Origin of the sequence: Actinoallomurus sp. NPDC050550 (assembly GCF_040655075.1) — a bacterium.
GTDB lineage: Bacteria > Actinomycetota > Actinomycetes > Streptosporangiales > Streptosporangiaceae > Actinoallomurus.
Genome location: NZ_JBFAJC010000036.1, coordinates 45,871 through 65,980, shown reverse-complemented (window position 1 = coordinate 65,980; position 20,110 = coordinate 45,871). Strand labels below are relative to the sequence as shown.

Below are 20,110 nucleotides of genomic sequence, written 5' to 3'. Positions count from 1 at the left end.
GTTCCAGGGAAGAGCTTTCCTGGTTATATGCAGGTTGTCTGGTTGACTTGCCTGGGGCTCCTCCTGACGGTGTACGTGGCGATGCGCAACCTGGAGATAGCGCCGCGCATGAAGACCGACCCCAGGGTGGATGGCCCGGTCTTCTTCATCTACGCGCTGATCACGGGTGCGGCCATGTGGACCCTCGCGGGCTGGCTGCTGCACTGGCCTCTCGGGTTTCTGGCGGGCCTGGGGTGGCCGGGGCTGGTCGTCCTGGTCATACTGGGCGCCCTGATCGGCTTCTTCGCGCTGCCGGACATCGCGCTGGGAGGCCTGCTCGCCACCACGCTCGTCGTTCCGTCGTCCACGTTGGTGAACTGGTGGGTCGCGCCCGCCGCGGCGGGCTGCACGGCGCACTGGCTGTTCAACCGCCACAGGCACGGCGCCTGGAGTGCGTACGCCTTCGACCGGGCCGTACGCCGGAACGCGCTGGCCGGATTCGTCCACCAGGTCGTTGCTCCCACGGTCGGCGACCGGCTGCGGCACGCCGCCGCGCTGGCGGTCTTCACGCTCCCGGTGTTCGTCGCCCTGACCCCGGCGGCCCTGCACGCGCCGACTCGGCCGGGCTGGCCCGGGATCTGCGCACTGATCCTGGTCACGGCGAACCTGTGGAGCTGGGACTGGTGCCTGCACGCCATCCTGCGGGAGGACCGTGCGCTCTACCGGCTCGGCGCGTCCCTCGGCGTGGTCGGCGCCGTCCTGCTGGCCATCGGACCTTGGGGCCCTCCCCTGGCGCGGCTTCTCGCCGCCGCCCCGGCCGGGACGCCGATCGTGCTCGCCGTGGTCCCGGCGCTCAGGTGGGTGCTGATCCGGCGCGCCCGGACGCCTTCCGGGCGGCGGAACGGCCTCCTCCGGATCGCCGCGATTCCCACCGGCCTCATCACCAAGCTGGTCACCCCGGCCGTACTCCTCGCCGTGGAGTACCCGCGCCATCACCTTCTGCCAGGGTCACTGCTCGTGCTGGGCACGGTGACGCTGCTCAACCTCCTGGGCGCACCAGTGGCATCCAACACGATGCAGCTCGCCTACCGACTCAGGTGGCTGCCCCGCCTGGAAGAACGCGCGCTGGACCAGATCGTCGGGCACTGGGTCTTCGACCAGTTCGTCGCATCGTCCGGACCGCGCAGTTACCGGTTCGTCCAGTTGCTGGCCATGCAGTACGCCAAGACCGGTGAGCCCGTTCTGCGGCGCACGGCGGAACTGGCCCTGGACCTGGTCCAGCGCGAGGTCCTGCCTTACCAGTCCCACGATCGGCGAACCGCGACCGTCCAGGACGACCACGACAAAGTCGCCGCGCAGTGGGCCGCGCTCACCGATCCGGCGACCGCCTGACGACGCGACCCGAACACCCGCCACGTCTGCACGTGCCGGACACGGGCTCTATCGACTCTGGTCTCGGCAACCCCTAATGTCCCGGTTCGGGGTCCCGGGGCAGCCCGAGGAGTCGTTCGGCGATGACGTTGAGGTTGACCTCGGTGGTACCTCCGCCGATGGTCATGGCCCGGGAGGCCAGCAGGAGCCGGGTCCACTCCGCGCGCGGCCCCGCGCCGCTCGGCCCGGTCAGCGCGCCGTCGGCGTCCAGCAGCCCGAAGCCGTACTCGGTGATCCGCTGGCCGTGCTCCATGCCGACGAGCTTGCTGACGTTCGCGGTCGCGCCGGCGTCCACGCCCGACAGCCGCTTGAGGGTGGCGCGCAGGCCGAGCAGCGCGAACACGTGCGCGTCGGCGACCAGCCCGCCGAGGCCGTCACGGACGACCGGATCGTCGGTGAGGCCGAGGTCGCCGACCAGGTCCAGCAGCCGGGGCAGGTCCGCGCCGAGCTGCCAGCCGGTCGACAGGTTGACGCGTTCGGCGGTGAGCGTCACCCGCGCCACCTGCCAGCCGGCGTTGACCGTGCCGACGACGAGGGAGTCGGGCACGAACACCTCGTCGAGGAACACCTCGTTGAAGACCTCCGCGCCGGTCAGGTCCTTCAGCGGCCGTACCTGGACGCCCGGAGACGCCATGTCGACCAGGAAGTAGGTGATGCCGTCCCGTTTCGGCGCCCCCGGGTCGGTGCGGGCGACGCAGATCCCCCACTGGGCGTACTGGGCGAGGGAGGTCCAGATCTTCTGCCCCGACAGCCGCCAGCCGCTCTGCCCTTCACCTCCGTGGCCGCGCCCCACCACGCCCTGTTCTCCACTTCCGTGGCTGCGCCCCGGCTTTCCGCCCCCGTGGCTGCGTCCCGCCACGCCCTGCTCTCCACCCTCGTGGCTGCGCCCTACCACGCCCTGCTCTCCACCCCCGTGGCTGCGCCCCGCCACCCCCTCCACCCGTTCGGCGCGGGTACGCAGGCCGGCCAGGTCCGAGCCTGCCCCCGGCTCGCTGAACAGCTGGCACCACACGATCTCGCCCCGCAGTGTCGCGGGCAGGAAGCGCTCCTGCTGCTCGGGCGTGCCGTACACGGCCAGCGACGGCACGACCCACGCGCCGATGCCCAGCTGCGGCCCCTGGATCGAGGCGGCCCGCAGCTCCTGGTGGATGACGACCTGTTCGAGCGGAGAGGCGGCCCGGCCCCATGGGCGCGGCAGGTACGGCTGCACCCAGCCGCCGGCGGCCAGTTCCGTCACACGCTCCCGCTCGCCGAGGGCGGCGAGCTCGGCCACGCGCGCGTGGATCTCCCGCCGCAGCGGCTCGGCCTCGGGCGGCAGGTCGAGCTCACGTTCCCGGGTCGTTCCCGCGAGGGCGAGCCCGGCGATCGACTCCCGCCACCGCGCCGCGCGGCCCAGGACGGCCCGCAGCGCCAGCGCGCGCCGGTAGTACAGGTGGGCGTCGTGCTCGAAGGTGTACCCGATGCCGCCGTGCACCTGGATGCAGTCCTCGGCGCAGGCGACGGCCGCGTCCGGGGCGACGAGGGCGGCGACCCCGGTCGCGTACGGGACCTGCTCTCCGGCGGCGACGGCCTGCGCGGCGTCCCACACGGCGGCGCGGGCCTTCTCCAGCTCGATCAGCATCCGGGCGCACTTGTGCTTGACGCCCTGGAACTGCCCGATCGGCCGGCCGAACTGCTCACGCGACCGGGCGTACGACGCCGCCGCCTCGACCGCCCACCCGGCCACCCCGCACGCCTCGGCGCCGAGCACCACCGCGGCGAGGGCCAGGACGTCCGGCCGGGTCAGCCCCGCCAGCCGCCGGTGCGGGGGCACCGTCACGCCGCCCGGCATGACGCGCGCCGCTCCGGAGACCACGTCGACGCCGCACAGCGCCTCGATACCGCCTTCCAGCGGGTACAGCACCGCCCATTCCTCGGTGCCGTCGTCGACGGCGACCGGGGCGACGATGAGATCCGCGGCGAGCCCGCCGGGGATCGGGCCGGCGGCGCCGTCCACCACCAGGGCCTCGCCGTCGCGTCGGCCGGTCAGCCCGGCGGCCAGGCAGACCGCGCCGGTCACCGTGCCCTCGGCCAGGCCGCGCAGCACGTCCTTGGGCGCGTCGGCCGCGGCGATGACCGCGCTCGCCAGCACGGTCGGAACGTACGGTCCCGGTGCCAGTGCCCGCCCCATCTCCTCGACGGCCACCGCGAGCTCCAGCAGAGAGAAACCCTGCCCGCCGTACTCCTCCGGCAGGTGCAGGGCGAGCAGCCCCTGCGCCGCCAGCTCCGGCCAGAAGCCGGGCCGCGACGCGCGTACCGCCTGTTCTCCACCCTCGTGGCTTCGCCCCACCGCCGCCTGTTCTCCACCCTCGCGGCTCCGCCCCACCACCGCCTGTTTCCCACCCCCGTGGCTCCGCCCCACCACCGCCTGTTTCCCACCCCCGTGGCTTCGCCCCACCACCCCCGCGTCCGCCACGGCGGCCCGCACCACCGTGCGGGGCACGTGCCGCGCGGTGAAGCGACGCACGGTCGCGGCCAGTTCCTCATGCTCCTCGGTCAGTCCGATCCCCATGCGCCGCTCCCCCGTCGTCCCAGTCCTACTTGCCGGGCTCCGGGTCGCGGGGCAGGCCGAGCAGGCGTTCGGCGATGACGTTGAGCTGGACCTCGGTGGTGCCGCCGTAGATGGTCATCGACCGGCTGAACAGCATGTAGCGGGCCCAGATGTTGGTGGCCTGGCCCGGTTCCTCCTCCGCGGCGACCGCGCCCTGCGCCTCCCAGATGAAGTCGGCGACCTCCTGGTTGTACTGCACTCCGAGCAGCTTGCGGACGCTCGCCTCGGCGCCCGGCTCGGCCCCGGAGATCTGTTTCAGCGTGAGGCGCAGGCCGAGCAGGTCGATGGCCTGGCCCTGGCACAGCAGCCCGCCCAGCTCGGCGAGGCCGACCGGGTCGAGGTCCTTGCCCTGGAAGAAGCCCAGCAGCTCCTTGGTCCCCGCGCCGAGACCCTGACTGCTGGACAGCTGGACCCGCTCGTTGCTGAGGGTGTTGCGGGCGACCTTCCAGCCGCCGCCGACCTCGCCGACGACCTGGTCGTCGGGCACGAACACCCCGTCGAGGAACACCTCGTTGAACATCGCGTCGCCGGTCAGCTCCCGCAGCGGCCGTACGTCGACGCCCTCGGCCTTCATGTCGACGACGAAGTAGGTGATGCCGTCGTGCTTCTTCGGCTCGACCGAGGTACGGGCGACGCAGATCGCCCACTCGGCGCGCTGGGCGATGGACGTCCAGATCTTCTGGCCGGTGAGCCGCCAGCCGCCCTCGACCCGCTCGGCGCGCATCTGCAGCGAGGCGAGGTCGGAGCCCGCGCCGGGCTCGCTGAACAGCTGGCACCACACCAGCTCACCGCGCAGCGTCGGCGCGAGCCACCGCTCCTGCTGCTCCGCCGTGCCGTACGTCACCAGAGACGGCACCACCCACGCGCCGATGGCGAGCTGCGGGCCCTTCACCTTCGCGGCGCGCAGCTCCTGCAGGATGAGCACCTGCTCCATCGGGGACGCGGCCTTGCCCCACGGGCGGGGCAGGTGCGGGAACACCCAGCCCTCGTCGCCCATCTTCGCGTGCCGCTCCCGGTCGTCGGTGATCGCGGCGAGCTGCTCGACCTCCGCGCGGATGCGGTTGCGCAGCGGCTCGGTGTCCTCGTCCAGCTCGACCTCGACCGCGCGGCGCACGCCGTCGAGCGCCAGTCGCGCGACCGAACCGGCCCACTCCTTGCCCGAGCCGAGCAGCGCTCGCAGCGTCGAGGCGCGGCGCAGGTAGAGGTGGGCCTCGTGCTCCCACGTGAAGCCGATGCCGCCGAGCACCTGGATGCAGTCGCGGGCGCAGCGCAGCGCGGCGTCGGGCGCGACGGCGGCCGCGACCCCGGCCGCGAAGGCGGACTCGTCCGCGGCGTCGTCGGAGGCGCGGGCGGCGTCCCATACGGCGGCGCGGGCCTTCTCCAGCTCGATCAGCATCCGGGCGCACTTGTGCTTGACGCCCTGGAACTGCCCGATCGGCCGACCGAACTGCACGCGCACCTTGGCGTACTCCGCGGCGGTGGTCACGCACCAGTCGGCGAGACCGGCGGCCTCGGCGCCGAGGAGCAGCGCGGCCAGGTCGAGGACCTCCGGGCCGGTGAGGCCGGTCAGGATCCGGTCGGCCGGGACGGTGACGCCGTCGGCGGACACGCGGGCGATGCGGCGAGTACGGTCCAGGCTCTTGACCGGTGTGACAGTGAGCCGGGCGGCGTCGACGGCCACCCACTCCTCGCCGTCGTCAGTGGTCACCGGGAGCACGATGACGTCGGCGAGCCCGGCGCCCAGCACCGGCTCGGCCGTACCGCTGATCGTCAAGCCGCCGTCCGCGCGGTGGCCGGTGAAGCCGCCCGCCAGGGACAGGGCGCCGGTCAGAGAGCCGTCGGCCAGGCCCGGGAGCAGCTCGGCGTGGGACTTGATCGCCTGCTCGGCGCGCAGCAGCGCGGCACTGGCCAGCACCGTCGGCAGGAAGGGGCCGGGGACGACGGCCCTGCCGAGCTCCTCCAGCGCGACCGCGAGCTCCAGCAGGCCGGCGCCCTGCCCGCCGTACTCCTCGGGCACATGGAGGCCGAGGAGGCCCTGCTCGGCCAGACCGGCCCAGAAGGCGGGGCGGGCCTCCTTCTCGGCGTCGAGCGTCGCGCGTACGACGTCCACGGACGCGTTGCGCTCTGCCCACCCGCGCACCGCGTCGGCGAGCGCCTCGTGCTCCTCGGTCAGCCCGATGGCCATGTCCCCACCCCATTCGCCGGCATCCTGTTGCGGCCTACCTTAGATCGCCGCCGACGCCGATTGGAATGGGATTCGGTATGGCTTTCGGGGACCGAGGCCCGGATCACACCACCTTGATGGAGCGCATCACGAAGTTCACGTCCGGCCACAGCTTCTTGTCGGTGTTCGGCACCGTCATGAGCACCAGCCCCGGCGTCTTCTTGCCCGTGTCCACAAGGGCGACCGTGAAGATCTCCCCGGTGGCCTTCACGCCCGGACGGTGGAACGTCAGGTAGTAGCCGACCAGCCATCCCTTGTGCCCGTCGACGTCGAGCGGCTGGGAGGCCAGCACCTTCTTCTTGTGCTTGTAGCCGTACATCCGCGCCTCGTAGGTGTCGGCCGCCTGCGTGGCGGCGGTTCGCTCCGACCCCGGCCCGTCGTAGGCGTTCTTGTCCGCGCCGCCCAGCTGCCCGCTCATCAGCCGGCCCCAGCGCTTCGGCTGGTTTCCGGCCTTCTCGGTCACGGCGAACTGGCCGGCGCTGAACCCGAGCTCGGCCATGGCGCTCTTCTGCGTCTGCATCTGCCAGGGCTTGCCGAGCTTCGGGTACGAAAGCCCGGCCCGCGGGTCGCTGATGTGGCCCACCGGCTTGGTGTGGTCGCCCTTGAACTGCGCGAGCGGCTTCTCCGGCTCCGGGTTCGTCGCCTGCCCGCCGCTCTTCGGCGGCGTCTTCGCCGAATGGCTCGGGACGGCGGAGTGGGCGGTGGCGTCCGAACCCCCGCGCGCCTTGATGAAGTAGGCGCCCGTCGCCGCGACGACGCCGACGACGAGCACGCCCAGCCCGGCGAACAGCCGCCGCTTCGTGCGACCCTCCTCCTCGAAGTCGTCGCTAGGCGGCGGAGCGGTCAGACCCCCACCGCCACCGGCGTTCCCCTCGTCGCGCATCCAGTCCGGCAGCCGCAGGTTGCCGCTGCTCGGCTTGCCGGGCTGCGGCGGCGGGCCGGACGGCGCCACCACCTTGTCCCACATCGGCGGGTGGCCGTCCTGGGCGAAGAAGTCGTTCTCCGCGTCCTGCTCCTCGGCCGACACGCGCCGGTCCGCTGGAGGCGGCGGGGCCGCCGGCTCCCCACCCGGAGCGTGGAACGACTGCGGCGCGGGCGCGCCGTCGTACGCCGCCTGACCGTTCGGCGCGACCGCGCCGGGGGTGCCCTCGCCCGGGGCGAGCAGCGACTCGAACGAGAACGGCTGAGGCCCGGAGTCCATACCGGGACTCGCCGTCTCCGGGAATCCGGCGACCGTGTCCCGCCCCGGGTGGGACGGCCCGGACGCGAACGACGGATCCGACACCTCGTACCCGTACGAGGCGTCGCGCGCGTCGTACGGATCGACGCGCGGGGCCTCCGAACCGAACGGCGGTGTCGAGCCGGAGGGGGCCGGCAGCGCGGCGTCGGAGGAGAACTCCGCCGTCGCGGCAGGGCCGAACGGACTCGACGGCGTCTCCTCCTCCGGCGGCGTCACCGACTCGAACGCCGTGGTCGGCTCGACGTAGGGCTCGGGGGCGGCGTGCGCCTCGGTCCCGAACGAGTTCCCGGCAGGGAACGACGGACCCTGCTCGGACGCGCCCGCGGCGGACTCCCCGGCCGGACCGAACCCGGCCGCCGGCTCGGTGAACGAGCCGAACCCGCCGGACCAGCCGGTCTCAGGGGACGGGTCGAACCCGCCGGACTCCGCGGACGGGCCGAACCCGTTCGGCTCACCCGGCTCGGCGGACGCCGACGGACCGGCGGCCGACCCGCGCCGCGGGTCGGCGGGCTCGAACGGCGCACGCTCGCGGCGCCCCGTCTCCTCGGGCTCCGGCGGCGTCGAGACACTGGGGAACCCGCCCGTCGGCGCGTCATCATCCGCGGACCAGGAACCGGGCTGACCGCTCACGGGAGGGAAACCCGAGGGTGCGGCGTCCTGTCCGCTGACCGCGGGAAGCGGGCCTGTCGGCTCATCCGGTTCGGAGTACGGGCCGCTTTGGCTGCTCGCCGGACGCCACTGCCCGGCGCTCCCCTGATCAGACATGCCGCACAGGTTACGTGAAGATCAACTATTTTCGCCTCGACCGGTAATTACGCTACGGCCACAGCTTGTTAGCCATGGCGTGGCGGGAACGTGACATCTCTCTCACGCGACGTTCTCGGTCAAAGCCCCTTGATCCGGCGGAATCGCCGGTCGGGCAAGTCTTTCGCGCGCGAGGAGAGTACCGCCCGCCACCGCTCCAGGCATGGTCAACACCGCTCCGAGCGGGATGAGGAACACCACAAAGACCGTGACGCCGAACCCCAGGACCAACCACTTGTCGCGGCGCAGCAGCGCGAAGCGCTCCCGCCGCCGTATGCCGCGCCGCTCCAGCGGGATCGACGTCAACTCGAACGTAAGGAAATAGCCCGACACGAACGCCGCGACGACGGGGACGACGGTCTGCCCGATCGCCGGCACGAAGCCCAGAGCGAAGAACAGCACCGCGAACAGCGCGGTCACCGACCCGACGACGATCGCGTCGACGATGGCGCGCGCGAGCTGCCGCAACAGCGAGACCCGCGCCTCGGGAGGACGCCCGCCCGCGCTCTCCTCCACCCGCCCGGAGAGGCTCTCGTAGAAGGGATCGCCGACGATCAGCGTGACGGCCGTGAACGTGACGACCGCGATCATGACCGCGGCCCCGAAGACGAGAACGGCGATCAGCCCGCGGGTGGCGTCGCGGAGGCCCTTCGACCAGTGGTCGGCGAACGGGCTCATGGCCTTCGCCAGGTCCCAGTCGTAGCGCGCCAGGAAGACCAGGGCCACGACGTAGGCGACGAGGACGATGAGGGCCGGGATCAGACCGAACAGCCACTGCCGGGGCCGCCGCGCGACCCACCCCATCCCCCGCAGGAAATACCGGACTCCGTCCACCAAATCTCGCACGCGCCCACATTAAAGCCCGATCATGGTGCGACGTCGCGGAACACGCAGCCGTCCGACCGCACGCGTCCGCTGACCCGCCACATCACACGCGCTCCGCCACCGTCCTCATCGCACACGTACCGCTCGCCCGCCGACCCGTGCGGCCTCCCGCTCGGCCGCGCGGCGTACGCCCCGCCGCATCCCGCCGAAGACGACCCCGTGGAACGGGCGGCTCGCCCACCAGTAGAGGAGCCCGACGAAGCCGCGAGGGCGGAACAGCACGCGCTGCCGGAGCCAGGTGCGGCCCCGTCGCGCCTCGATCGCCAACTCCAGCCAGGCGAGCCCCGGCAGTCGCATTTCCGCGCGCAGGCGCAGCAGCTTTCCCGGGAGGATCTCCTCCACACGCCAGAAGTCCACGGCGTCGCCGACGCGCAGCCGGTGCGGTTCGCGTCGTCCACGGCGCATGCCGACTCCACCGAACAGCCGATCGATGCCGCCTCTGACCGCCCAGGCCGCCGACCAGGAGTACCACCCGGCAGCGCCGCCGATGCCCTCGATGACCCGCCACAGCGCCTCGGGAGGGGCCGCGACCGGACACTCCCTGACGTCGGCGCAGAGAGTGCCGCCGGCCCAGGCGGGGTCGCCCGGCGACGGGTCGCCGGGCGCGGACGCCCGGGAGACGCGGACATCGCGGACGCACCGCAGCGCCAGGCGCACCGCCTCGTCGAACTCGGTGAGCCCGCCCGGCGGGTCAGGCACGAACCGGGCGATGTCATGCTCGCGGCACACCACCTCGTGGCGCTGGGACTCCGCCAGAGGCCGGGCCAGACGACCGGGGACGGGCGTCACCAGGCCGACCCACAGACTGGACAACCGGGCCGACAGTACGGGGACCGGTACGACGACACGCCGCGGCAGCCCGGCGACCGCCGCGTATCGCCGCATCATCTCCTCGTACGTCAGCACGTCCGGGCCACCGATGTCGAAAGCCCGGTTGACCGAGGAGGGCAGTTCCGCGCAGCCGACGAGGTACCAGAGCACGTCGCCCACGGCGATCGGCTGCGTGCGGGTATGGACCCAACGGGGGGTGACCATCACCGGGAGCCGTTCGGTGAGGTACCGCATCATCTCGAACGACGCCGAGCCGGAGCCGACCACCACCGCGGCGCGCAGCACGGCCGTCGGCACACCGGAGGCCAGCAGGATCGAGCCGACCTCCGCCCGGGACCGCAGGTGCTCCGATACGTCCGGACCGAGCGGTCCCAGCCCTCCGAGGTAGACGATCCGGCCGACACCCGCGTCCAGGACCGCGGCCGCGAACGTCCGCGCCGCCCGCCGGTCCTCCTCGGGGAATCCCCGCCCGCGGACCAGTGCGTGCACCAGGTAGTACGCCACCCTCACACCGTCGAGGGCCCGGCGGACCGCGGCGGCGTCGGCGACGTCCGCGCGGACCACCTCCACCCGTCCGATCCACGGCTGGGCGCGCAACCGTCCCGGAGAACGGGCGAGACAGCGGACGCGGTACCCGGCGTCGAGCAGTTCGGGCACCAGCCGGCCGCCGATGTACCCCGTCGCTCCGGTCACCAGGCACAGCCCCCGGTCCCGACCTCGCACCACTCAGCCTCCGCTCCGCGCGCGATGGAACCGCTCCCGGCGCTCGGCCAGGTCGACGATGGGATCGGGGTAGTTCAGACGTCGGCGGACCTCCGCGGGCAGAAGCCACGGCCGATGGACGGCGGCCCCCTCGATCGGCGCGAGCTCCGGTATCCACCGCCGCACATAGTCACCGCGCGGGTCGAACCGCCGCGCCTGCGCAAGCGGATCGAGCACCTGGTTCGGCCGGGTGGAGGCGCCGGTCCCGGCCACCCACTGCCAGTTCAGCTGGTTGTTCGCGACATCCCCGTCGACCAGCAGGTCGAGGAAGTGCCACGCGCCGACCCGCCAGTCGACGTACAGCGTCTTGGCCAGGAAGCTCGCGGTGACCAGCCGCCCGCGGTTGTGCATCCAGCCCTCCGCCGCCAGCTGCCGCATCGCCGCGTCGACCAGCGGATACCCGGTGCGTCCCTGCCGCCACGCCGCCACCAGCGCGTCGTCGGTGCGCCAACGGTCACCTCGGGGCCGGTAGTCGTCGTGCGCCGCGCCCGGCCGGTCCGCGAGCAGCTGCCGATGGAAGTCCCGCCAGGCGAGCTGCCGAATGAACGCCTCGGCGCCGGGGCCGCCCATCGCCCTGGCCCGATGCACCAGTTCGACGGCGGACAGGCAACCGAAGTGAAGGTACGGCGACAGGCGCGACGTGCCGTCGGCGGCCAGATCGTCGTGCAGGTCGGCGTACCGGACGATCGGCCCGCCGAGCCAGTCCTCCGCACGCCGCCGCGCCGCCTCCTCCCCGCCCCGAGGCAGGACGGGCGACGGCTCACCGCCGGCGAGATCGGCCCGCTCCGGGAGACGCTCGGACCGTACGAGCGGGACGGTCACCTGGTCCGGGTCGGCGAGCGGCTCCCGGATCCGAACCCCGCTCCACCGCCGGAAGTAGGGACCGAAGACCGCGAAGTGCCCTCGCCCCGCCGGAGTCACAGCCCCCGCCGGAACAACGTGGACCGAATCATGGACGCGCACCCGCCCGCTCATCAGCCGGCGCAGCCCGGCCTCGCGTCGCTGGGCGAACGCGCTGACGTCCCGCGCCAGGTGCACCTCGCCCGCGCCGGTCTCCTCCGCCACCGCGACGACCTCGCGGACGACGTCCCCATGCCGTACGACGAGACGGCCGCCCCGTGCCCGAAGAGCGCCGTCCAGGTCCGCGAGGCAGTCTGCGAGGAACGCCGCCCGGTTCGGCGTCACGAACCCCGACGCGTGCACACCATCGTCCACGACGAACAGCGGCACCACCTCATCCGCCCGCAGTGCCGCACGCAGCACCGGGTTGTCCCGCACCCGGAGGTCGGCGGTGAACAGGCAGATCGCGACGGACATCACTGTCGGCATGCCCGCTCCGGGACCGCCCAATGCTCCTCGACAGCCAAGAGAGCATCCGTCCCGGACTGTCCTGGACAGTAAATGATCTTCCACCCTGGCGGTCACATCCGTAACTTCTGGCCGCGAGGTCCCCCAGACATCGCCAGGAAGGTGCCAATGAGAACCAGAATCCCCGCCCTGCTCGCCTCCGCGGGCGTCACCGTGACCCTCTTCGCCGCGACGGCCGGCACGGCCCAGGCGGCGAGCGCCCAGCTGGTCGGCTGCGGCTCCGCGGGGAAGGTCACCGCGAAGATGTGCAAGCTGTACAAGGCGGCGAGCAGCGCCTCGAGCAAGGGCCACTACCACTGGGACTCGCAGGGCTGTAAGCACCCGGACCCGCTCCCCTACCACCCGCAGGGGCGCGCCTGCGACCTCGTCTACGGAAAGATCGGCCGTACGGCCACGGGCGACAACCGGGCCGACGGCTACAAGATGGTCAAGTGGCTGGTGAACCACCACGGCGCCTACTCCATCGACCACATCATCTGGCAGGGCATCATCTACTCGCCCAACGGCAACTGGCGCGGCCACAAGGACAAGAACTGCAAGAAGGGCTCCGGCGTCACCGTGTGCCACCGGGACCACGTGCACGTCGCCGTCCGCCCCTGACGACGCCCCCTGGTCCGGCCCGCCTCACGCGGGCCGGACGCCCATCAGGAACGCCACCGCCCCAACGCGGTCAGCGTGAGCGCCGCCCCGACGGCGGCCGCGGCCACGACACCCCCGGCCGTGACCAGATGCCGCTTGGTGACCCGCGAGCCCCGTACGGACGCCTTCCGCGCCACGGTCGAGGCGGTCCCCGACTCGGCGAGCAGCACGAGGTGCCTACGTCGGGCGACCCACGCGTCGACGGTCTGCGGTGAGCAGCCGCACGCCCGGGCGAACGCCTTCACCACTTCTTCGCGCGGCAGCCGGTCCCGGCTCAGCGACGACGCGACGGTGCTGTGCGGCAGGGCGTCTCCCACGAGCGCCGCCCGCTTCTCGAGCTCTCGATACGAGAGGCCGGTCCATGCCTTCAGGCACCGGAGCCCGGCGACGAACTCGGCCACGGTGCCCGCCACATCAGGCAGTGGCTCAGACATCAGTCCCGACACAAGCCCTCACTTCGAGCCAGCGAAAATGATCACCGAGTCTCGCGGATCATGCCAAGAACCGCAATGAACCCAAAGTCCCGACGGCGTCTCTCCGGGAACAGACCGACCGCTGCCGGTGTTGCCGCGTCAGGCACCCCGTCAAGGGGGTGCCGTCGACGGAGGAACCATGACGTACGAGGACTACCAGCGCGGATGCCTGTTCTTCGACGCGAAGGACTACGCCGGAGCCGGCCGCATCCTCGCCCCGATCGTCGAGCGCGACCCGGCCAACCGGGCGGCGGTGGAGTTGCTCGGCCGAGCGTACTTCCACAGCGCCCAGCTCGGCCGCGCCGAGCAGACGTTCCGGCAGCTGATCGACCTTGACCCCACGAACGGCTGGGCCTACGAGGCCCTGGCCCGCACCCTGGAGCGTCGCAGCCGCCCCGACGAGGCCCAGCGCTACCGCAAACTGGCCGCCGCCATGGGCACCGCCCCCGCGGAAAAGGCCGACCTCTCCGTAACCGCCGCCAACCTGGCCGACTGACCACAGAGACAAAGAGCCGTTGCCCTGAGCCTCAGGGCAACGGCTCTCGAGAAGCACAAAGCGGGCCCGGCACATCGCCCCGAGGACCGACGAGCAAAGACCCGCAAGAAACAACAACCCCCGAACACGCGGCAAAGCCGCACACCAGGGGACTCAGGGCCAAAAGCCGAAGCGGTCCGCGGCAAGGATGGCCGAAGGCCATCGAGCACACGGCCCCAAGAAAACAGCAACCCCGGGTGCGGCGAAGCCGCACACCGGGGGGTTCGGGGGGTCGTCCCCCCGAAAGACATAGCGGGCCATGGCGAAGGCGGCCAAAGGCCGCCGAGCACACAGGCCCGCCTCGTGGAGGTGGCGGGAATCGAACCCGCGTCCTTCAGTACCAAGACAGGGCTTCTCCGGGCGCAGCCTGCTAGTCGTTTTCTCAGCCCCGGCGCTCACGCAGGCGTGTCGCCGACAGGCTCAGCCACTGTTAGGTTTCCCCGTCGCTCCCGTGGCCGGAGCGGCAGGTTGAGTCTCCTAGCGATGCCAGGTCCCGGGCCGGAGACACTCCCGGGCTGACAAGTTCGCTACCTAACCTCAGGCGGCAAGGGCGAACTGAGTGCGCTTAGAGTTGGCACTTGTTCGTTTGCGGTCACAGGATTTACGAGGTCACAACCGCAGCCCTCGGCCCGCTTCCCCATGTCTCGACATACCGAAGTCGAAACCGGTCACCCCCTCTTGAGTTGTCAACCGGGCACCGAGGCACCCGTCGCGTCGACCGTACATCGTCAACGCTCCGGATGCCAAAGAGATTCCCGACGGGACGCCGTCCCCGGCGAAAGATCCGTAGAAGATGAGAACCCCCGTGGGTGTGGACTAGGCACACCCACGGGGGTGACCGGCAGGGTCGGGCCGGTCCGGACGGCAGAGCCTCCCCCGAGACGAGGCTCTGGTCTCATCACGGCGACTGAGTCCGCAACCCCCCAAGCGGTGTCTCAGTCACTTGTTAAGACGCCCGGTCGCGCCTGGTTGGTTGCGGCCCTTTAGTCAAGAAATGACAAAGCCGTCACAGCGGTCACCGCCGCGTCGACAGTCTCCGGTCAGGTCGCGGCCCTCAGGAACGTCCCGGCCAGGCTGTCCGCCTTGACCTTGCCCTCCACCGCGATCGCGAAGGCCACGCCCTGCCGGTAGCCGACGAACCAGGAGACGGACTGCCCGTTGCCGTACGGCACCGTGGCGGTGACACCCGCGGTGGCCTTGGAGGCGCCGCCCCGCACGGCGCGCTGCATGAGGCCCTGGAGGGTCGGGATCGCGTCCGACGAGTCCGTGTTCTTGGGCGGCACCGGCGATGGTGCGTCCTTGAGGAGCTGCGGTGGCCGCCAGGTGCCGCTGCTGACCGCACCGGCGACCAGCGCCATGGACAGCGGACTGACCTCGATCTTGCCCTGGCCGATCATCTCGGCGACCCGCTCGGCGTCGTTGGCCGGGGTCGGCACGGAACCGGCGAATGATGGCAGTGGCAGGCTCCATGGGGCGCCGATCCCGAAACGGGCCGCGCTCGTCGGCAGGTCCTGGGGTGCGATGGCGCGGTACAACGAGGCGAACGCCGTCGTGCAGCCCACCGCGAAGTTGGCCTGGAACGTCTTCCCCGCAGAGCCCGAGTAGCTGACCGTCTGCCCGTCGATGTTCTGCGTGCCTCGCAGGCAGCGCAGCGGGGAAGTGATCTTCTGGTTGGGGTACTGCAGGAGCGCCCGGGTGGTCACGATGCTGAACGTCATCCCCGGCGGATAGTGGCCGTTCAGCGCCGCGCTGTTCTCCTGTGGAGAGTCGTCGCCCTGCGCCCCGCCGTACTTTCGCTGCGCGGCGGCGTTGTTCGCGGCGGCGAGGATGTTGCCGGTAGCCGGGTCGATCGCGGCGAGCGACGCCGGGTAGCGCAGGCTCTTGAGGGTGTTCTCGGCGGCGTTCTGCGTCTTGCGGTCGATCGTCGTGCTCACCGACTGGCTCTCAGTACCGCGGACCTCGAAGAGTGTCTTGGTGTTGGCCCCTGAGGGATCCTGCGCGACGACCCGCACGGTCGGGGTGCCGGCCAGCTTGCGCTGCTGGAGCACCTGCAGCCCGGAGACGCCGATCGTATCGCCGGGCTGGTAGGGGGCGCCGACCTGCTGGAGGCGTTCGGCCGTGGCCGGACCGAGCCTGCCCACGATCTCCTCGGCGACCGCCGGGGCGACGCTTTTGTTGCCGGACAGTCGCTCGACGCCGGCGACCTGCCGGAGCTGGGCGGCATCGGCCTCCTGGCCGGGGAATTGGAGGGTGACCAGCGGCAGGAACTGCTGTGGCGGCGCGGACCGTACGTGGGCGATCACGCGGTCCTTGTCCAGCTGGGTGATCTTGGCGAGCCGGCCGATGGTCTGATCGACGTTGGCGAGCCGGCCGGGCGTCACTCCGAAGATCTCCACTCTGGTCTTCTTGAGCAACGTCCTGCCCCGGTCGTCGAGGATCGCCTGACGCAGCGGCGTGGCCGTGACGATGGCCAGCCGCTGGCCCTGGCCGAGGTCCGGGTGGATGATCGACGGGCTCCAGGCGACCTTCCACTTACCGTTCGTCCGGTGCAGGCGCATCGAACTGCCGTAGCTCCACGGCGAGCCGCCGTCGCCCAGGTCGACGCTCACCGCGAACTGCGCCGTCGCGTCCTCGCCGTTCTGCCGTACGCGACCGAGCGCCAGGTGCAGCGACGCGAGGTCCAGCTGGGACGGAACCGCGCCGAGCGCCGCCGCGACCGCGGCGCGGTCCCCGTTGGTCTGCTTCGCGGCGTTCCCGTAGTTGCCGCTCTGCCACGCCACGAGGAAGTTCCGGATGGCCGGCAGGGGTGAGGGCTCGGCGAAGCAGCCGGCGGTCGTCGTCGTGACCAGCAGGGTCGCGGCCAGCGCGGCCGTCGACCGGAGCCGTCGGATACCCACCCTCAGCGCCTCCGCAGCCGTGCGGCGCGGGCGCGTTCCATCTCCCGGGAGGCGTCCCGCTTGGCGATGGCCTGTCGCTTGTCGTACTCGCGCTTGCCGCGCGCGACCGCGATCTCGACCTTCGCCTTGCCGTCCTTGAAGTACAGGGACAGCGGGATGAGCGTATGACCCGGCTCGTTGGTCTTATGGATCAGCTTGCCGATCTCTCGCCGGTGCAGCAGAAGCTTGCGGGGACGGCGCGCCGCGTGGTTGGTCCACGTCCCCATCGTGTATTCGGGAATGTGCACTCCCTCGAGCCAGGCCTCTCCGTCGCGGATCAGAGCGTACCCGTCCGTGAGGTTGGCCCGCCCGGCGCGCAGCGACTTCACCTCGGTGCCGCGGAGCACGAGGCCCGCCTCGTAGGTGTCCTCTATGTGGTAATCGTGACGCGCGCGTTTGTTCTGCGCGATCAACTTGCGTCCCTCTTCGCGTGGCAATGACTCAGCCTCGGTCCTTCGTCGGCAGGGTGGCCAGCAGCCCGCGCACGACCGTGAGCGCGCGCCGCTCGGCCTCCCGGGGTGGGCGGTTCGCGTTGACCGCGACGTCGGGATCGATCCCGGACCCATCGAGGTTACGGCCACTCGGAGTCCGGTATCGACCTACGGTCGTCTCGATCGCGGATCCGTCGGCCAGCCGCAACGGCTCCTGCACCGACCCCTTTCCGAAGGTACGCGATCCGACGATCACTGCGCGATCTCGATCCCGCAATGAGCCCGCGACGATCTCGGCGGCGCTGGCCGTCCCACCGTCGACGAGGACGACGAGCGGGACCCTCGTGTCCCCGCCCGTACCGGCGAGGAGCCGCTCCGGCGGTGCTCCGGTGCGTTCGAAGGTGACCACCAGGCCGCCCGAGAGGAACACGGACGCGGTGTCGACCGCCTCGTCCAGCAGGCCGCCGGGGTTGTCCCGCAGGTCCAGCAGGACGCCGCCGCGGTGCCCGGGGCGGCCCGCCACCGCCGCGCGAACCTCCTGGGCCACCCCCCGCGTGAACGCCGCGATCCGGATGACCACCACGCCGTCGGGGGTCAGGGAGGCGCTCACGTCGTGCGACGCCATGGCCGCGCGCACCAGCGCGAAGCGCAGGGGGACGCCGTCACGGCGCACGTCGAGGCCGACGCTCGTGGCGGGCTGCCCGCGCAGGGCGGCGGCGACCGTGGCGACCGTCAGGTCCCGGGTCGAAGTGCCGTCGACCGTCACGATGACGTCGCCCGGGCGCACGCCCGCGCGCTCGGCGGGCGACCCGGGCTGCACGCCGACGATCTCGACGTCCTCACCGGCCTTCTCCAGCCACAGGCCGACACCGCTGTACCAGCCGTTCAGCGTGTCCTCCAGGCCGCTGAACTCCGCAGCGGTGTAGAAGCGCGCCCACCGGTCGCCCATGCGGCGCAGGACCTTCTCGACCGCGACGCGCTCGCGCTCGGGGTCCGGCGCGGCGCGGGCCACCTCGGCCGCCGCCTGCCGGACCGTCCGGTACGGGCGAGGCTGCGGGCGTACGGGCGCGCGGGCACCCGTCCCGTCCGCTCCGGCGCCCATGGCGTACGCGAACGCGAGGGCGGCCACGGCGGCCGCCCCGCGGAGCACACGACCGGTCAGCCTGGGCATGCCAGGATTCTACGAGCGACCTGATCACAGGACCGGCAGATCTCCGGTCGCAGCGTCAGATCTTCAGGTAGCGGCGGAGGGTGAGGAAGGACGCCAGGGCGCAGAGCAAGATGCCGAAGCACGTCGAGCCGACGATGACCGTCGTCACGTCGATCCAGCCCAGTGGCGTCGCGAACTGCAGGTTCTTCTGCAGTCTGCCGAGCAGGAAGACCTTCGAGAAGCTCAGCAGGACCGCGGCGAAGATACCGCCGACGAGGCCGGCGATCGCGCCCTCCAGGACGAACGGCAACTGGATGTAGATGTTCGAGGCGCCGACCAGCCGCATGATGCCGGTCTCCCGTCTCCGGTTGAACGCCGATAGTCGGATGGTGTTGGCCACCAGCAGCACGGCCGCGATCAGCTGGATCGCCGCGATGGTCAGCGCCGCCCATTGCAGACCGCCGAGGATCTTGAAGAACTTCTCCAGGATGGCCCGCTCGTTGACGACTTGGTCGACGCCGTCGCGACCCTGCATCTGTGCGACGACCGCCGCGAAGTCCTTCGGGTCCTTGAGCTTCACCCGCAGGGAGTCGGGGATGTCACCGGGCTGGATGGAGCCGGCGATGCCCGGGCTGTCCTTGAACTGCTGCTGGGCCCGCTGGAACGCCTGCTGGGCCGTCTCAGGGGTGACCTTCGCCACCTGCGACATGCCCTCGAGCTGTTTGCGGATGTCGTCCTTCTTCTGCTGGTCCGGCTCGGTCTTCTTGCAGGCCGGGTTGGCGCTCAGCTTGTTGCAGAAGTAGATCGAGACCTCGACCTTGTTCGACCAGTAGTTGTTCGACTTGTCGACCTGCATCTTCAGCAGCACACCGGTGCCGAACAGCGCCATCGCGATCGCGACGGTGACGACGAGCGCGATGGTCATGGTGAGGTTCCTGCGGAGACCGATCCAGATCTCCTGAAAAACGAACTGTACGCGCATGCCTCGCTGTCCTTGGTCGTCCGGTGTGGGTCGTGTCGTCGCGGCGGCGACGCGGCGTGCTCAGACGCCGCCGTACGCCTGGCCGTAGACGCCGCGCGACTGGTCGCGCACGACGCGACCGTCCTCCAGTTCGACCACTCGCTTGCGGAAGGCGTCGACGATGGCGGCGTCGTGCGTCGCCATCACGACCGTCGTGCCGGTCCGGTTGATCCGGTCGAGCACCTTCATGATGCCGATGCTCGTCGCCGGGTCGATGTTGCCCGTCGGCTCGTCGGCCAGCAAGATCATCGGCCGGTTGACGAACGCCCGCGCGATCGCGACGCGCTGCTGCTCGCCGCCGGACAGCTCATCGGGCATCCGGTGAGCCTTGCCCTCGAGGCCGACCAGGTCGATGACCTCGGGGACCACCTTGCGGATGAAACGCCGCGGCTTGCCGATGACCTCGAGCGCGAACGCGACGTTCTCGTAGACGTTCTTGTTGGGGAGCAGGCGGAAGTCCTGGAACACGCAGCCGATGCGGCGGCGCAGGTGCGGGACCTTCCAGTTGGTCAGTCGACTCAGGTCCTTGCCGGCGACATGGATACCCCCCTGCGTCGGCCGCTCCTCCTTGAGGATCAGGCGCAGGAAGGTCGACTTGCCGGACCCGGAAGGCCCGACGAGAAAGACGAACTCGCCCTTCTCCACGGCCACGTTGACACCCTGGAGGGCCGGTCGACTCTGGTGCGAATAGACCTTGGTGACATTATCAAAGTGGATCACGGCTGCATCACGACGTGCCAGTCTAGGGGGCTGGGGACGGCGACGACTGTCTTTTCGTCGACAGGCGCCCTGCCGTGGCTTCCCGGCTTGG

The 20,110-nt window shown here is 71.3% G+C and carries 15 protein-coding genes and 1 other RNA gene; 3 read left to right on the top strand and 13 right to left on the bottom strand.

Features of this window, described 5'->3' with window-relative positions; all coding sequences use genetic code 11:
• Window positions 1–27: 27 nt before the first annotated feature.
• Window positions 28–1,371, top strand: a complete 1,344-nt coding sequence (locus AB0I04_RS36895) for a hypothetical protein (RefSeq protein ID WP_360895526.1) — start codon at window positions 28–30, stop codon at window positions 1,369–1,371.
• 73 nt (window positions 1,372–1,444) lie between these two features.
• Here the strand turns inward: AB0I04_RS36895 and AB0I04_RS36890 are convergent, their stop codons facing one another.
• From AB0I04_RS36890 to AB0I04_RS36865, 6 genes are all read right to left on the bottom strand, one after another.
• Window positions 1,445–3,961: an acyl-CoA dehydrogenase gene (locus tag AB0I04_RS36890; RefSeq protein WP_360895524.1), complete on the bottom strand. Its 2,517-nt coding sequence runs from the start codon at window positions 3,959–3,961 to the stop codon at window positions 1,445–1,447.
• Between the two features lie 25 nt (window positions 3,962–3,986).
• Entirely contained in the window at window positions 3,987–6,185 is a 2,199-nt protein-coding gene (locus AB0I04_RS36885; RefSeq protein ID WP_360895521.1) for an acyl-CoA dehydrogenase, read from the bottom strand.
• Between the two features lie 103 nt (window positions 6,186–6,288).
• Window positions 6,289–8,229, bottom strand: coding sequence for a hypothetical protein (locus AB0I04_RS36880; protein ID WP_360895518.1), 1,941 nt, complete (start codon window positions 8,227–8,229; stop codon window positions 6,289–6,291).
• A gap of 102 nt (window positions 8,230–8,331) precedes the next feature.
• On the bottom strand, window positions 8,332–9,114 hold the full coding sequence (locus AB0I04_RS36875; protein WP_360895515.1) for an EI24 domain-containing protein: 783 nt from the start codon (window positions 9,112–9,114) through the stop codon (window positions 8,332–8,334).
• A 105-nt stretch (window positions 9,115–9,219) separates the two neighbouring features.
• A complete protein-coding gene (locus AB0I04_RS36870; protein ID WP_360895512.1) occupies window positions 9,220–10,707 on the bottom strand; it encodes an SDR family oxidoreductase in 1,488 nt (495 codons plus the stop codon).
• A gap of 3 nt (window positions 10,708–10,710) precedes the next feature.
• On the bottom strand, window positions 10,711–12,075 hold the full coding sequence (locus tag AB0I04_RS36865; protein WP_360895510.1) for a deoxyribodipyrimidine photo-lyase: 1,365 nt from the start codon (window positions 12,073–12,075) through the stop codon (window positions 10,711–10,713).
• Window positions 12,076–12,222: 147 nt separating this feature from the next.
• On the opposite strand from AB0I04_RS36865, the gene AB0I04_RS36860 reads away from it, so the two are divergent.
• Window positions 12,223–12,714, top strand: coding sequence for a hypothetical protein (locus AB0I04_RS36860; RefSeq protein WP_360895508.1), 492 nt, complete (start codon window positions 12,223–12,225; stop codon window positions 12,712–12,714).
• A gap of 44 nt (window positions 12,715–12,758) precedes the next feature.
• On the opposite strand, the gene AB0I04_RS36855 is transcribed toward AB0I04_RS36860, so the two are convergent.
• Window positions 12,759–13,187 carry a hypothetical protein gene (locus AB0I04_RS36855; RefSeq protein WP_360895505.1) on the bottom strand — a complete coding sequence of 143 codons (429 nt, stop codon included), beginning with the start codon at window positions 13,185–13,187 and terminating at the stop codon, window positions 12,759–12,761.
• Window positions 13,188–13,365: 178 nt separating this feature from the next.
• Between AB0I04_RS36855 and AB0I04_RS36850 the strand changes: the two genes are divergently transcribed.
• Window positions 13,366–13,722, top strand: a complete 357-nt coding sequence (locus tag AB0I04_RS36850; protein ID WP_360895503.1) for a tetratricopeptide repeat protein — start codon at window positions 13,366–13,368, stop codon at window positions 13,720–13,722.
• Window positions 13,723–14,062: 340 nt separating this feature from the next.
• Here AB0I04_RS36850 and ssrA read toward each other — a convergent pair.
• The 6 genes from ssrA to ftsE form a co-directional block, all read right to left on the bottom strand.
• Window positions 14,063–14,437: a transfer-messenger RNA gene (gene ssrA / locus AB0I04_RS36845) on the bottom strand.
• 364 nt (window positions 14,438–14,801) lie between these two features.
• Window positions 14,802–16,658, bottom strand: a complete 1,857-nt coding sequence (locus tag AB0I04_RS36840) for a penicillin-binding transpeptidase domain-containing protein (protein ID WP_360895500.1) — start codon at window positions 16,656–16,658, stop codon at window positions 14,802–14,804.
• Window positions 16,659–16,660: 2 nt separating this feature from the next.
• Window positions 16,661–17,134 carry an SsrA-binding protein SmpB gene (gene smpB, locus AB0I04_RS36835; RefSeq protein ID WP_360895497.1) on the bottom strand — a complete coding sequence of 158 codons (474 nt, stop codon included), beginning with the start codon at window positions 17,132–17,134 and terminating at the stop codon, window positions 16,661–16,663.
• Between the two features lie 4 nt (window positions 17,135–17,138).
• Entirely contained in the window at window positions 17,139–18,299 is a 1,161-nt protein-coding gene (locus AB0I04_RS36830) for a S41 family peptidase (protein WP_360895494.1), read from the bottom strand.
• A 55-nt stretch (window positions 18,300–18,354) separates the two neighbouring features.
• Window positions 18,355–19,260 carry a permease-like cell division protein FtsX gene (ftsX, locus tag AB0I04_RS36825; protein ID WP_360895491.1) on the bottom strand — a complete coding sequence of 302 codons (906 nt, stop codon included), beginning with the start codon at window positions 19,258–19,260 and terminating at the stop codon, window positions 18,355–18,357.
• A 60-nt stretch (window positions 19,261–19,320) separates the two neighbouring features.
• Window positions 19,321–20,019, bottom strand: coding sequence for a cell division ATP-binding protein FtsE (gene ftsE, locus AB0I04_RS36820; protein ID WP_360895488.1), 699 nt, complete (start codon window positions 20,017–20,019; stop codon window positions 19,321–19,323).
• Window positions 20,020–20,110 lie beyond the last annotated feature (91 nt).